Annotated in this window: 11 protein-coding genes; 8 read left to right on the top strand and 3 right to left on the bottom strand. The window is 48.3% G+C overall.

What is annotated here, in order from left to right; all coding sequences use genetic code 11:
• The first annotated feature begins 121 nt into the window (after nucleotides 1-121).
• The 4 genes from JNJ77_16120 to JNJ77_16135 all read left to right on the top strand — a co-directional run bounded on the left by JNJ77_16120 (nucleotide 122) and on the right by JNJ77_16135 (nucleotide 5,238).
• The gene (locus JNJ77_16120; protein ID MBL8824112.1) at nucleotides 122-757 is read left to right on the top strand and encodes a sigma-70 family RNA polymerase sigma factor; all 636 of its coding nucleotides are present in this window, start codon (nucleotides 122-124) and stop codon (nucleotides 755-757) included.
• Nucleotides 754-3,570, top strand: a complete 2,817-nt coding sequence (locus JNJ77_16125; protein MBL8824113.1) for a serine/threonine protein kinase — start codon at nucleotides 754-756, stop codon at nucleotides 3,568-3,570. Before JNJ77_16120 ends, JNJ77_16125 begins: the two co-directional genes overlap by 4 nt.
• Nucleotides 3,571-3,669: 99 nt before the next feature.
• Nucleotides 3,670-4,437, top strand: a complete 768-nt coding sequence (locus tag JNJ77_16130) for a hypothetical protein (protein MBL8824114.1) — start codon at nucleotides 3,670-3,672, stop codon at nucleotides 4,435-4,437.
• 78 nt (nucleotides 4,438-4,515) lie between these two features.
• The gene (locus JNJ77_16135) at nucleotides 4,516-5,238 is read left to right on the top strand and encodes a hypothetical protein (GenBank protein ID MBL8824115.1); all 723 of its coding nucleotides are present in this window, start codon (nucleotides 4,516-4,518) and stop codon (nucleotides 5,236-5,238) included.
• Nucleotides 5,239-5,259: 21 nt separating this feature from the next.
• On the opposite strand, the gene JNJ77_16140 is transcribed toward JNJ77_16135, so the two are convergent.
• Complete coding sequence (locus JNJ77_16140; protein MBL8824116.1) at nucleotides 5,260-6,021, bottom strand: metal-dependent hydrolase; 762 nt, start codon at nucleotides 6,019-6,021, stop codon at nucleotides 5,260-5,262.
• A gap of 332 nt (nucleotides 6,022-6,353) precedes the next feature.
• Here JNJ77_16140 and JNJ77_16145 point away from each other — a divergent pair, with 332 nt between their 5' ends.
• Genes JNJ77_16145 through JNJ77_16155 form a run of 3 tightly spaced genes read left to right on the top strand, consistent with a single transcriptional unit; the run spans nucleotide 6,354 to nucleotide 11,202 of the window.
• Nucleotides 6,354-6,668 carry a MarR family transcriptional regulator gene (locus JNJ77_16145; protein MBL8824117.1) on the top strand — a complete coding sequence of 105 codons (315 nt, stop codon included), beginning with the start codon at nucleotides 6,354-6,356 and terminating at the stop codon, nucleotides 6,666-6,668.
• A gap of 8 nt (nucleotides 6,669-6,676) precedes the next feature.
• Nucleotides 6,677-8,092, top strand: coding sequence for an efflux RND transporter periplasmic adaptor subunit (locus JNJ77_16150; protein ID MBL8824118.1), 1,416 nt, complete (start codon nucleotides 6,677-6,679; stop codon nucleotides 8,090-8,092).
• Nucleotides 8,089-11,202 (top strand): efflux RND transporter permease subunit, encoded by a 3,114-nt coding sequence (locus tag JNJ77_16155; GenBank protein ID MBL8824119.1) that lies wholly within the window; start codon nucleotides 8,089-8,091, stop codon nucleotides 11,200-11,202. The genes JNJ77_16150 and JNJ77_16155 overlap by 4 nt, the downstream gene beginning before the upstream one ends.
• 62 nt (nucleotides 11,203-11,264) lie before the next feature.
• Here the strand turns inward: JNJ77_16155 and JNJ77_16160 are convergent, their stop codons facing one another.
• Nucleotides 11,265-11,576 (bottom strand): hypothetical protein, encoded by a 312-nt coding sequence (locus JNJ77_16160; GenBank protein ID MBL8824120.1) that lies wholly within the window; start codon nucleotides 11,574-11,576, stop codon nucleotides 11,265-11,267.
• Nucleotides 11,577-11,770: 194 nt separating this feature from the next.
• On the opposite strand from JNJ77_16160, the gene JNJ77_16165 reads away from it, so the two are divergent.
• Nucleotides 11,771-12,166: a hypothetical protein gene (locus JNJ77_16165; protein ID MBL8824121.1), complete on the top strand. Its 396-nt coding sequence runs from the start codon at nucleotides 11,771-11,773 to the stop codon at nucleotides 12,164-12,166.
• Between the two features lie 55 nt (nucleotides 12,167-12,221).
• Here JNJ77_16165 and rpoN read toward each other — a convergent pair whose 3' ends face one another.
• On the bottom strand, nucleotides 12,222-13,670 hold the full coding sequence (gene rpoN, locus JNJ77_16170) for an RNA polymerase factor sigma-54 (GenBank protein ID MBL8824122.1): 1,449 nt from the start codon (nucleotides 13,668-13,670) through the stop codon (nucleotides 12,222-12,224).
• Nucleotides 13,671-13,673: the final 3 nt, after the last annotated feature.

Raw genomic sequence — 13,673 nt, forward strand, 5'->3', positions numbered from 1 at the left:
TGTGTACACGCAAACCGTGACACCCGATCCGCATGGCTTTTGATGCATGATCATGAATTTGATGCAAAATGGGGAGAATCGGCCTTGTGAAGTATCTGAATACAGCCCATATTGTTGAAAGATGGATAATACAACACCTCAATCTGAACTATTGTCTCTTCAGTCGGCTGCAGCTGGTGATCAAAGCAGTTGGGAAGGCTTGATCACACCGCATCGGGACAAGTTGAAACGGATTATCGCATTTCGGATGGATATGCGATTGCAAGGCAGAATTGACCCTTCCGATGTAATTCAGGAAACTTTTCTGGAAGCCTGGCAACGATTGCCTGCGTTTGTCAGTAATCCGGGTGTACCGTTTTTTGTCTGGCTGAGGGCACTGGCACAGCAAAGGCTGGGGATGCTCAGGCGGGAACATCTGGAACGTGACAAAAGAACAGTCATGAAGGAAGTTCAGATCAGGCAGGATGACAGTTCATCGGCAATAGCAATCGCTATTCTGGATCATGCGGTCAGCCCGAGTGAAGCTGTGCAGCAACATGAATTGTTTCTTAAGGTACAGGGGAAGCTGGAAGAAATGGAACCGATGGACAGGGAGGTGCTGGCTTTGCGTCATTTTGAACAGCTCACCAACCTGGAAACCGCCAATGTTTTAGGGCTGACTGAACCTGCAGCCAGTCAGCGATATGCCCGTGCCCTGAAGAGACTGAAAACGATTATTTCCGAGATTAAGGGATTATCGAGCGGGACCGTATCATGAATTCGCAAGCAGTGCATTCGGAAGCAGTCGTCAAGCTGGCTGAGGATTTCGTCAACCGCTATCGCAAGGGCGATCGCATCGAAGTAGATCTATACGTCAAGCAGTACCCCGAACTCGCTAACGAAGTAGCATCATACATCGAAGCACTTTTGTTTATCGAGAAATTAAACGATAAGCAATCGAGCAGCAAATACAAGATTCAAGCAGCTGTTCCAAAACAGTTTGGCGAATATCGCATTCTGGGTGAAATTGGTCGTGGTGGGATGGGAGTAGTTTACGATGCACTGCAATCATCGCTGAACAGGCATGTTGCTATTAAAGTGCTGGCCAGCTCTTCGACTTCTGTGCCTTCCATGAAGGAACGATTCTTGCGTGAGGCGAGAACAGCAGCAGGATTGCATCATTCGCACATTGTGCCGGTCCATGGAGTGGGTGAGCAGGAGGGTATCTGTTACTTTGTCATGCAGAAGATAGATGGCATCGGACTGGATCGCATTCTGCATCACCTTCGGCATGCCATTCACACTGCCAGTTCCACCGATCATGCACGAATGAAAGCGAGCACTGCGCCGCATCAGACCCTTGCCCTGCCAGCAGAAAATGTGTCAACTCAATCTGCTTCGTTAACCCCACAGCAGCTCGCTAACCATTGGCAGGATCTCAGCTTTCAAGATTGCTGCAGGTTGGTGGCTCGCATCGGTTTTCAGATTGCAGATGCACTGGCATATGCCCACGATCAGGGGATTGTGCATCGTGATGTGAAGCCTGGAAACATTCTTCTCGATCACCAGCTGCATCCGTGGCTCAATGATTTTGGTCTGGCACAGGTTAGTGATGGAACCGATTTGACTGCTTCAGGGCAGGTGATGGGAACGCTACGTTATCTGCCTCCGGAACGGTTGCGCGGGGTCTCAGAGCCAGCGGGCGATATCTATGCATTAGGCATGACGCTGTATGAACTGGTAGTATTAGAGTGCCCATATAGCACAACAGACCATGCACAACTGATTCATCAAATTCAGAATGAAGAACCAAAATCGCTCCTTGAAGTCGAAAAAAATACGCCACGCGATTTGAATACGATCATCATGAAATGCCTGGCGAAATTGCCTGAGCAAAGGTATGCCACTGCCCGCATTCTTGCTGATGATCTGCAGCGATGGCTGGCGGGTGATCCCATTCAAGCCAGGCCGCTACGATGGTGGGAAAAAGGCTTACGATGGGCCCGAAAGAACAAGGTCGTTGCGGGCTTGATAGCGCTGATATTCCTGACATTGGCGACGGGATTTACGGCCTCAACTATCTTGTGGAAAGATGCCGACTATCACCGCATTCAGGCGGAAGGTGCCAGGGAAAAGGAAAAGCTTGCAGCAGAACAGGCGCAAACCTCAGCTAAGCAAGCCCTGACGGCACGCGATGAATCGGAAGCATTAAACAAGTACTTTCGTGAAGAATTGCTGGGAGCTGCCCGGCCTGGAACCGGCAAGAGAAACATTACCCTGGCTCAGGCTTTGGAGAAATCTGAAGCCAGTATTGCAAAACGGTTTGGACATGTGCCTGCTGTTGAAATTGTCGTGCGAAGCTGGCTTGGTGAGACTTTCCGCAGCTTGGGAAAATTCCAGGAATCGGAAAAACAATTAAAACTCGCTATGGAGATGCACCAGTCTAAAGTGATTGATTCACCCAAATCGGAGGCCACCACGCTGGGCAACCTGGTGAATGTGTTGGCGGAACTGGGCAAGCTGAAAGAAGCCGAGCACTGTTATCAACGCTATGTCGAACTAATCAATTCAATCCCTGATTATCATGTGAATGATCGCGAACTCGCTCAGCAGAATTATGCCACCATCCTGACCAAGGCATTGAAACTCAAAGAAGCTGAGACCATTTATAAACAGGTTTACGATGATCGTCGGGATCGCTTAGGCCCGGATCATCTTGATACGCTGACAACGCAGGTGAATTACGGTTATTTCCTCATGCAGGTAGGTCGGTTGAAAGATGCTAAGGCTACTCTGGAAAAAGCAATTAGCACATTGAATGAGAGTAATCAGGAAAAACAGCCAGCCTGTCTGACAGCCGAGCACAATCTGTTGAAGGTTTATTTCCTTCAAGCTCAGTATCCCGAAGCTAAGCAGATTGGCGAAAGAATACTCCCCTTGTTCAAGTCTGTTCTGGGAGAGTTTCATCCGCATACCATTATGTTGATGAACGACATGGGAGCGGTGCATTCTGCATTGAACGATAAGGAAACTGCTGCCCGGTATCAGGGCGAAGCTTCACAATTACTGGAAGAAGTGCTCGGATTAGAACATCCGGATACACTCATTTCAATTGCTAACCTGGGCATCAATTATTTTGGTTTGGAAAAATATGAAGAAGCTGAAAAGTGCCTTGAGCGAGTGATCAGGAAACGCGAAGAGTTAAAAACGCCCAACGATATCTATACTCTTAATGCCCTGATCATCTATTGCAACACTCTTTGTCAGTTGAAAAAATACCCTGAAGCCAGTCAGCGGGCTAAGCAGTATCTTGATCTCACAACGAAATATCCAGCATTGAAAAGCCTGGATGCAGCAGCGATTGCTCAATACGTACAGGGAGTTTGTTTAACCCACAACAAGCAGTATGCCGATGCCGAGAAACAGTTGCTGGATGCATGGAATGTTCAGAAAGCCAGCAAAAGGTCGTCAGTTCTAACCCGAAAGCGCACCTGCCAGGCATTTTTGAACCTCTACGAGGCATGGCAGAAACCCGATGAAGTCAAGAAATGGAACGCAGTGTTGGATGCGCTTACCAAGCCAGTCAAGTAATTGAGATAGCCAGCGAGTCATCATTTTGAATCTTTGCGACAGTTAATTGGGTATATCCCAGTTGTTATCTGAAATGGCTCTCCAAAAATGGGTGATTTCATGGCCGTCTTGCTTTTGTGTGTAGTGTGTGCAAATCCTTCCGTGCAGAATACTCAGCAACCCATCTGGAAAATTGTTGGCACATTGCCTGACAAGCAGGAATTGGATTTATTGCAGGAGAGTCTGGAGACTGGGCGGAAACGGATTGAGCATTTTTTTGGTAAGCCGTTTCTCAATTCATTCGAGGTAGAAGTATTTCCTGACAGGACTGTATTTGATCAGTATTTTGCAAAACGCTGGAAGGTTCCCAAAACACAATCATGGATGGTAGCATCTGGAGTGGGTGATAAGCTCACCATGTTGTCCAGGAAAGTATGGAAGACGCAGGCCAGTGAGCACAAGCCTGAAGATGAGCCGCATTATCGTGAACTGATTGGCCATGAACTGGTGCATGTGTATCACGGGCAGCGCAATCCAACCGGCGACTTTGAAGGCATGGATGACTTGGGCTGGCTGGTTGAAGGTCTTGCGGTATACGTTTCAGGTCAATTGGATAGATCACATCGGCTAGCTGCACAGGATGCTATTCGGTTAGGCAAAGGGCCACGCACACTGGCAAACGCATGGAGCGGGAAGTACCGTTATGGTGTTTGTGGTTCCATGGTGCAATGGATCGATCAGAAATGGGGCAGAGCGAGCCTGGATGCACTCATGAAAGTGACCAGGCAGGAAGATGCGATGAAAGTGCTTGAAATCAGTGAAAAGGAATTCCTGATCGGTTGGGAACAGTTTGTAAAGATGGCACAGCAAAAAACAATTGTGAAATGAGATTTGGGATAAAACCTGCTTGATAACGTCAACTATAGTAGAGTAGTTATTTATCCAATTGTTGATCAAGGCAGTGACATGTTACACAGCTTGCATTCCACGGCAGTTTTCGCAGTGTTAGTTATTGGTTGCGTGGCGTTTGATTGTGGTACAACGGCATCTTGTACGGCAGAGTTGGATGAGCCACAACCAAAACCCAAGCAACAGGGACTGAAACTTGGAGGCAGAGTTGGCATTGTCTGCGATCATACCATGGTGGAACACGCAAATGCACTGCGTGCAACGCTCGAAGCCTGGCGGCTGAGAGTTGATCTGCATCGTCTTGTGCAGCATTGGCAAGCGGAACAGTTCTTTCAGAAACACATGGCAGAGTATGATTATGTCATCATCTGTTGTCATGGTACGGATCGACCGAAACTTCGAATCAAATTTGAAGTGATCGTTCCCAAGAAGGAAAATCTCGAACTGGGTGAAATGGTCGATTATGAATTGACGACTGAGAACATTTCCGCGAAGCTCAAGGGTTTTCGCGGAGTGCTGGTTTCGATGGCATGCGAATCAGGCAGAGAACCTCTAGGAAAAGCGTTTCTCAAAGCTGGTTGCAAAGCATACCTGGGGCCAGGTGATTATTCTGATGATTCCAGCGGCATGATGTTTGTGATGAGCTTCTTCTATTTTCTGCAATATCAATGGCGGTTGCCCGATTCGCAGGTGTGGTCGATAAAGGATGCTGCTGATGCTGCCCGGAAACTTGATCCTCGTGCAAAGTATGGAACGAAGTTGTGGCAGCTATACGAATAATGGATGGTTATGGTTGTTCACTTACTGCTTCGGTTTCATGGTCTGGTGCATTGTGGCATTGCTTGCTGGTTCCTGGGGAACTTCCAGTCCTGTAAAACTCATCAAGTCTTTTTTCCAACTCCTCATTTGCTGGATAGTGGGAAAATATTCCTGTAGGTAGCCTTCGTTCACTGCAACCCTGGAACTCAGGAGCAGGCATATTGACCAGCAGAAAATGTTGGCAACCCAGCTTTTGGGATGAAACAGTTTGAAGGCAGTTCCCGAGAATTGATTGGCCTTGATGGATAGCCCGTTGAAATCGATGGCGTAGATTTCATCGAGGAGCAGGTGGGAGAAGTAGCCCAGGGCTACGCCGCCAGCAATCACCAGCCCATCCGTATTCGTTTTTTTTGTCCAGGCCAGGTAGACTATCAGTGTGGGTATGAGCATAGCAGGTATGCTGTGAAACATGCCACGATGTTCACTCCATCGTTTTATGATGAACGAAACGCCGTAACGGATCAGAATGTAAGTTCCTGATGCCAGTAGCAACCGCATATCCGGGTCTTGATTACCCAGTCGATGAAAACAGACCAGGGCACCGATGGCTGCCAGTAATGGAATGAGTTCCCGCAAGGGTCTGCCGCTATCGCTATCGAGGTCAGGCAGCATGCCACACAAACTGCATAGTCCGCCGGCAACAACGCAGTGAGGCAACTCGTAACCCAAGCCGAAATAAGTGGCGGCAGTGTAACCAACACCCAGTACAGTCGAAAACTGCATATGTTGCGGAAAAGCAGCCATGATTACCCCCCCTCAGGCAGGATGCTTTTAGCCATTAGAGGCAAGTTTGCAAGGCTGATCTGGCATACAACTGGTTTAATTGAAGCATTTGTAGATTAAACGATATTTGCACTTTACTATTAAAGGTAGAAACCGTATATTTCGATTATCGAACTATACGACGGATGAATAAATTGAGTTACCATCCACGATCTTCAGAGTTGAGACTACATTTCAGAGAAATTGTAAATGGTTTCAAACTGAATGATGCTCTTTGCGCGAACGATGAAAGCTTAAATGTGTCCGTTCAGGAGTTGCATGTAATAGAGCTCTTGGGAGATCTTGGTCCGCAGATGATGCGGGAACTTTCCGAACACTTGTTTGTAGCCGTGAATACGGTTACCAATCTCGTCGATCATCTTGAGAGAAAACAACTTGCGGAACGAATTCGAAGCACCGAAGATCGCCGCGTGATCCATGTAAAGTTAACCGATCAAGGCAAGCAACTCTACGATGCCATTACCGCTATTCACTTTCAATTCTGTTCAAAAATGCTTGGTTCACTCAATGAAGATGAGCAGGATATTCTGATGGTACTAATGAGAAAGATAGCACGAAGTGCAAGTAAACGACCAGCGGTTTCTAGTGTTGAACAACTGGAAGGCTAAGAAACATCATGTCTAATACTTCGCAGATCGAAACATTCGTACAACGAACTGCTTCGGCGTCGAACGAACAAATAGCTGCCAAAGCTACAGCCAGCAAACCGCACGTCAAACCACCAAGAAGGTGGGTACGGAGCTTGGTTTGGGTAGGAATATTACTCGTTGCCGGCGTAGTTGCGTGGAAAGTAGTTGGTCCTGTTGCGGCATCTAAAACTACAAGTACTGTCGCCATCGCAACTACCCCTGAAACTGTTACGGTGACTGTTGCTCCGGTGACAATACGGCCTGTTGAGCGAAATGTTGCTATCGTTGGTTCACTCTGGGGGAGAGAAGAAATCACGGTTGCTCCCAAGGTAGAGGGGCGTGTTAAACGCATCTACCACGATATGGGGGACAAAGTAAAGCCTGGCGATTTGCTGCTTGAAATTGAAGATACTGAATTCCGACTTGCAGTGGATGAAGCACAGCGAGCACTCGATCTTGAACTGGCTAAGCTGGGTTTAAGAACTCCTCCGCCTCCCGATTTTGACGTTCGCGAATTGCCATCCACTCGGCGCACCGAAGCGTTGATGAAGAATGCGGCCAGTGTGCGAGAACGCTATCGCAAGCTGAGTGAGGGGGCACGTACGGAAGAAGAACGTGAACGGATTGAGACAGATTTCAGCGTAGCCCAGGCCAATCATCAACAGATGATTCTGGAAGCTCAATCAACGCTGGCAGCAGTTCGCTACCGGTTGGCATTACTCAATAGCGCCCAGCAAAGATTGAAAGAAACGAAGGTTTATGTTCCGCAGCCTCAAGTTGCGACCAAGCAGAATGAACAGATCGAGTTTGTGGTGGCTCAGCGTAATATCTCGATTGGTGAAATGGTTCGCATGCAAGGCAACTCGGGTACCAGCTTGTTCAGACTTGTTATTGCAGATCAATTGAAGTTACAGGCGGCTATCCCAGAGCGACACCTGGGCGAAGTCAAGCAGGGACAAAACGTCAAAATTAATATCGAAGCGTATCCGGGTAATCATTTTTCCGGAACAGTCAGCCGCGTCAATACCACGGTTGACCGCGCCTCGCGTACCTTCACGGTTGAAATTGCTATCCCCAATCCAGATCGCAAGTTGAGTGCTGGCAGCTTTGCCAAGGCTCGCATTATTACTCAGGAACAGGCAAAGGCATTGACCGTGCCTGAGGAAGCGATCCTTCAGTTTGCTGGTGTGGTGAAAGTCTACATCATAAAGGATGGCAAGGCACATGCTGTATCGGTTCAAGTCGGAGAAAAGGCTCGTGTAGATGAGAAACCTTATTCACGTACATGGGCTGAAGTAACGGGATCGATTTCAGAAAACGCACAAGTCATCACCAGCGGATTTAACCAACTGAGTGAAGGAACTCCGGTGCAATTGCGCAAGGATACCGGAGTCAAGCAATGAAAATCTGGGAATTGTGCATCAAACGGCCTGTGTTCACCATCATGCTGGTGAGCATGCCGATCGTGCTTGGCGTAGCTAGTTACTCTCGATTAGGCGTCGAGCTTTTTCCCAATGTTGATTTTCCCGTTGTTACGGTGACAACTACGTTGCGTGGCGCCAGTGTCGAGGAAATGGAAACTGGCGTTACCAAAGTCATCGAAGAAGCAGTGAATCAAGTGTCGGGCATTGATGAACTGCGATCATCTACCAAGGAGGGTTTTTCCCAGGTCATTGTTCAGTTTGTGCTGGAGAAAAATGGCAATGTGGGTGCGCAGGAAGTTGATGCCAAGGTCCGTACTATTTTAAGTCAGTTGCCTCAAGGCACGGATTCGCCCATTATCGATAAGCTAGCCATCGATGCAGCTCCAGTGATGACACTGGCGATATCGGGAAGGCGCGATTTTCGCGAAATCACCGAGATTGCCAAGAAAAGAATCAAGGAAGATCTCGAAACCATTAACGGAATTGGTTCAGTGGTTCTGGTGGGTGGCCGGCCTCGTGCGATCCAGATCGTGCTCGATCCCGACAAGCTGATGAAGTACGAGAATCTGACAGTCGAAGACATTCGGCTAGCCCTGGTGCGAGAAAATCAGGAACAGCCGGGTGGCCGAGTTGACCGTGGCCAGACAGAACTGGTGCTGCGAACTCTAGGCCGAGTCGATCATCCTCGTGATTTTGCCAAGCTGATTGTGGGCAATCGCAATGGTCAACCCATTCGATTGGAAGATGTGGGCACGGTGGAAGACAGTTATGAAGAACCTCGCGGCATCAGCAGGCTGTGGATCAAAGGTCAACAGCCAGAAACTGCGCCTGGAGATACTGCAATCAGCGTGGTGATCTCCAAGCAGGCAGGTTTCAACACCGTGGCAGTGGTTGATACCATCAACAAGCGATTGGCAGAGTTGATGCCGTCGTTGCCACCTGATATCCAGGTGCAGACCATTCGGGATCAATCCCGTTTCATCAGGCTGTCGATGGAAGAAGTAAAAGTCCATCTTCTTCTTGCTGTTGTTCTGGTGAGTGCATCTATTCTGTTGTTCCTGCGAGATTGGCGAACGACCATTATCGCAACACTGGCGATACCCACGTCGATGGTTGGCGCATTTGCCTTTATGTATGGGATGGGTTTTACCATCAACAACTTCACCATGATCGGTCTTATTCTGGCTGTGGGCATCGTGGTGGATGATGCTGTAGTGGTGCATGAGAACATTTTCCGCCATATGGAAGAATTCGGCAGAACGGGCTGGGAAGCAGCGAAAACGGCGACCGCAGAAATAGCAATGGCAGTTGTGGCAACTACCATGTCGCTAGTGGTGGTCTTTGCACCTATTGCCTTCATGGGTGGGCAAATTGGCCGATTCTTTTCGTGCTTTGGTTATGTCGTTGGGTTTTCCGTACTGCTCAGTATGGCCATTTCTTTCACGATGACTCCCATGCTGTGCTCGCGGTTCTTGAAACTCGAATCAGGACATGGCGCTGGCAGCAAGAGCGGATTGATCTGGAGAATGATCGAAGGTGCATATATTGGTATGCTGGCGTGGTCGCTCAAACATCGCTGGGTGCTGATCCTCGTTGCACTGGGTATTATCTTCAGTACACCGATTCTGATGGCTGTGGTGGGTTTTGATTTTGTACCCAAAGATGATCAAAGCGAATTTGAAGTAGTTATCACCTATCCAGAGGGTTTTACTCTGGAGCGTACGGATGCAATTTGCAATGAGATTGATCTTAGAATCAGACAACTTCCGGGGATCACGCATTCGTTTATTGTAATCGGAGATACAACTGGTCGAGTGACCAAGGCACAGGGAGACGTGACACGTGCTTCCCTCTATTTTCGCATGGTGCCATTAGAAGAACGGGATTATTCGCAGTTTTCCGTAATGAAGCAGGCTCGTGCCATTCTTGCCGAATACCCTGATTTACGTGCAGGCGTTCAGGATGTAGCTGCGATTGGAGCTTCGGGTTTCAGACAAGTAGATGTTGATTTGAACATTCTTGGCCCGGATATGCAGAAGCTGAAAGAGTATTCTGGCACAGTGGCCCAGTGGATGAAACAAAAGGGAGGTTACGTGGATGTAGATACGTCCATTTCTCTCCAGAAGCCGGAATTACGCATCCGTCCTGATCGGGAACGGTTAAGCGATCTAGGCGTATCGTTAGCAGACGTCAGCAGCACCACTAACATCCTGGTGGGTGGCACGCCTGTCAGCAAATACAAGGAGCAGGATGAGCAATATGATGTCTGGCTGCGTGCTCAGAGGAATGCCCGAGATGATCAGGAGCGCATTGCCCGCATGGCAGTGCCAGCCAGGCTTGCTCCGGGTGGTGTAACACAGCTTGGCAACGTAGTGCATTTCGAGAAGGCCATGGGGCCTAACACTATTGACCGGTTCAGCAGACAGCGGCAGGTAGTCGTGTCTGCTAATCTGCAGGGTAAGGATCTGAGCAAGGCAATTGAAGAATTGACGGTTTATCTCGACAGCATCAACTTGCCGACAGAATATCGTTATGAGTTTATTGGTAGAGCCAAGATGCTGAAGGATTCCAATGCCAACTTTCTGACGGGCTTTGTGCTTGCACTGGTGTTCATGTACATGATTCTGGCAGCGCAGTTTGAAAGCCTAGTGCATCCGATCAGTATTCTGTCTGCGTTGCCATTAACCATACCCTTTGCGGTAATGTCTCTGATTTTATTACGCACCAATCTCGATATCTTCGCCATGCTGGGGTTGTTTATGTTGTTCGGCATCGTGAAGAAGAATGGCATTCTTCAAGTGGATTACACCAATCAGCTTCGTGTCCAGGGCATGGAACGGGATGAGGCAATACTGGAAGCGAACCGGGCGCGTTTGCGACCGATTTTAATGACAACCATTATGCTCGTGGCGGCTATGGTTCCAATGGCGATGGGGCAGGGGCCTGGAACTGGTACTAGGGCATCGATGGCTAAAGTGATATTGGGTGGCCAATTATTGAGTCTAATTCTGACCTTGCTGATTACGCCCGTACTTTATTCACTCTTCGACAGTATGGGCAATTTCTTCAGGAAGCTGCTGAAAGGTTAAGCCAGCAACAGGTCCGCAGGAATAACGATTGTCACTGGCTCAGTGAACTTTGGCGAGAATCATCAGGCATAGCTTGTCACATGCTTGAAAGTGACATTCTTTGTGGTGCCCGTCAGTTGTTTGTTTTTGATTCTTCTTGTCTTGGTCAGGCTGTCTGTAACAAAAGTCACATCATCACCATTTGCCATATGGCTTGCGAGAGCAGCCATGTCGGCGTCAGTGTATCGTAGATAGTATTCATAAGTTGCAGTAGAACCTTTCGTTACAATAAAGATTATGGAGGTGATAGTTGCGGGAAGTTTGATTTTCTTTTTTCCTCCACGAATCATGGGATAGGAGCCAGTTCCAATTTCAATCCAATCAATTTGCGGCATGGCTGAATCTCCAAAGAACATAGGTTTGACCTAATTTACTGCAACTCTGAAATGATCACCACAGTCAATCATTAGAATTCTCGGTATCAGTGCTGAAATACGCTGCAAACTGGAAATTTATCAGATTTTACTTGGAACTTTTCCGGGTATAACCCATGATGTAGTAACCCCATCAATAACTCTGGAGAAATATCATGCGCTGGTTGAGTGGATTGTTAGCGGTTGCTATTCTGTGCACTTTATCGGGTAATCTGGCAGCTCAGGACAAGGGCAGTAGTAAATCTGGTTCAAAATCAGGGTCGAAGTCATCCAGTTCCAAATCGGAAGCCAAGGAAAGTAAGATTCGTGGTGTGTTGCCACAGTATTATCGCCAGTTGGGTTTGTCAGATGAACAGCGTCAGAATATATACAAGATTCAGCATGATTATGCTGACAAGCTGGAGGAACTGGAAAAGAAACTGGAAGACATGAAAGCGGAACGCAACGCGAAGTACCTGAAAGAACTGACTAAATCCCAGCGGGAACAGTTAGAAGAACTGAAAAAGAGCCGCGATTCCAAAGGTAAAGACAAGGAAATGGAAAAGAAGTAAAACATCTGATCAGGAGAATCAGCCTTCACCCACCAGCAATCAATGGTGGGTGTTTTTATGAATGCTCAACCCAGTCGCGTCGCTGGCGTGAGGAAGGAATATTCAGCAGTTTGCGGTACTTGGTAACTGTTCGCCGGGCAACAGGGTAGCCAGCTTCCTTGAGCTTTTTGACGAGGTCATCATCACTCCAGGGATTTGCTTTCTCTTCCGTATTGATGAGTTCGGTCAGCTTGGATTTGATCAGTTCCCAGGCCACTTCTTCGCCCTGGGCTGTTACGGTGCCACCGCCGAAGAACCGTTTGAGTGGAAAAATGCCTCGTGGCGTCTCGACCCATTTGTCATCAACAGCCCGGCTGATGGTGGTTACATGCACACCTACCTGATCTGCGATCTGTTGCATCTTCAAGGGATTGATATGCTCGACCTTCTTTTCGAGAAAGGGTCGCTGATGTTCGACAATTGCCTGGGTCACTTTGGAAAGCGTGCTGCGGCGTTGCAGAATGGCCTCAATCAACCATTGTGCTGATTGTATTTTCTTGCGCAGATATTCACGTTCCTTGGGATCGATATCCTTGCGCTTTACACGCTCCAGCCAGCTTCGCTTGATGTAGACATCAGGCAGGTAATCATCGACAACAGAAACCTGAAACTCTCCATCATCCTTCAGTTCCGCCCGAACATCGGGAGTAACATAAGGGATGCTGGCAGTATCAAACCCGGCACCCGGATTAGGATTTAACTGCTTGAGTACTTCAATGGCTTCCTGGATAGCTTCCAGTTTGAGGCCGGTCTTTTTGTGGATGAGCGGCAGACGATTGTTCATGACATCGTCGAGATGATTCAGAATCAGGTTACGAATGGTCTCCCGGTGAGGAGTTTCCTGATCGAGCTGCAGCAGCAGACATTCCTTCAAGTCTCGCGCTCCAACGCCAGGTGGTTCGAATTGCTGCAGAATCTTGAGCGCCGCTTCAAGCTCACCGGGCTTTAACTCTTCCGGATAGGTACTGATGACCTGTTGAAGTTCAGGCAGAAATCCATTATCCCGTAAATGGGAAATGAGGTGCCTGACCAGGTTTTCCAGGTGGGGTTCCAGTTCCTGAAAGTTTAACTGCTCGATGAGATAATCCTGCAGCGATTGGGGTCTGCTGACCATGTTCTGCATGGCATCGAGCTTGCGGTCGCCTTCTTCATCCAGGCTGCCTTGCGATCGGGTGGAACGAAACTCGGCACGGTCATCATCCCAATCGTCTGCAAACTCTTCATACTCGTTTTCAATTTCCCGGGTTTCTTCAGCAGGCGTTTCCGCTTCCAGGGGAGTATGCTCGATGACACTGTCCATCGCGCCGTCGTGAATACCCAATACCGGGTTTTCTTCCCATTCCTGTTCAATGTGTTCCGACAACTCCATGGTGGGAAGCTGCAGAATCTCCATGGACTGAATCATGCGTGGAGCCAGAATCTGCTTCATCGACATTCGTTGCTGGAGCGAAGTGTCAAAACGCATGAA

The sequence above is a fragment of the Planctomycetia bacterium genome (genome assembly GCA_016795155.1).
Taxonomy (GTDB): domain Bacteria; phylum Planctomycetota; class Planctomycetia; order Gemmatales; family HRBIN36; genus JAEUIE01.

What these genes read in the sequence shown, in the direction of transcription:
- JNJ77_16135 (MBL8824115.1), top strand. Translation starts at nt 4,516, where the DNA reads ATGTTACACAGCTTGCATTCCACGGCAGTTTTCGCAGTGTTAGTTATT.
- JNJ77_16130 (MBL8824114.1), top strand. Translation starts at nt 3,670, where the DNA reads ATGGCCGTCTTGCTTTTGTGTGTAGTGTGTGCAAATCCTTCCGTGCAG.
- JNJ77_16145 (MBL8824117.1), top strand. Translation starts at nt 6,354, where the DNA reads ATGATGCGGGAACTTTCCGAACACTTGTTTGTAGCCGTGAATACGGTT.
- JNJ77_16140 (MBL8824116.1), bottom strand. Translation starts at nt 6,021, where the DNA reads ATGGCTGCTTTTCCGCAACATATGCAGTTTTCGACTGTACTGGGTGTT.
- JNJ77_16150 (MBL8824118.1), top strand. Translation starts at nt 6,677, where the DNA reads ATGTCTAATACTTCGCAGATCGAAACATTCGTACAACGAACTGCTTCG.
- JNJ77_16160 (MBL8824120.1), bottom strand. Translation starts at nt 11,576, where the DNA reads ATGCCGCAAATTGATTGGATTGAAATTGGAACTGGCTCCTATCCCATG.
- JNJ77_16125 (MBL8824113.1), top strand. Translation starts at nt 754, where the DNA reads ATGAATTCGCAAGCAGTGCATTCGGAAGCAGTCGTCAAGCTGGCTGAG.
- JNJ77_16155 (MBL8824119.1), top strand. Translation starts at nt 8,089, where the DNA reads ATGAAAATCTGGGAATTGTGCATCAAACGGCCTGTGTTCACCATCATG.
- JNJ77_16165 (MBL8824121.1), top strand. Translation starts at nt 11,771, where the DNA reads ATGCGCTGGTTGAGTGGATTGTTAGCGGTTGCTATTCTGTGCACTTTA.
- rpoN (MBL8824122.1), bottom strand. Translation starts at nt 13,670, where the DNA reads ATGCGTTTTGACACTTCGCTCCAGCAACGAATGTCGATGAAGCAGATT.
- JNJ77_16120 (MBL8824112.1), top strand. Translation starts at nt 122, where the DNA reads ATGGATAATACAACACCTCAATCTGAACTATTGTCTCTTCAGTCGGCT.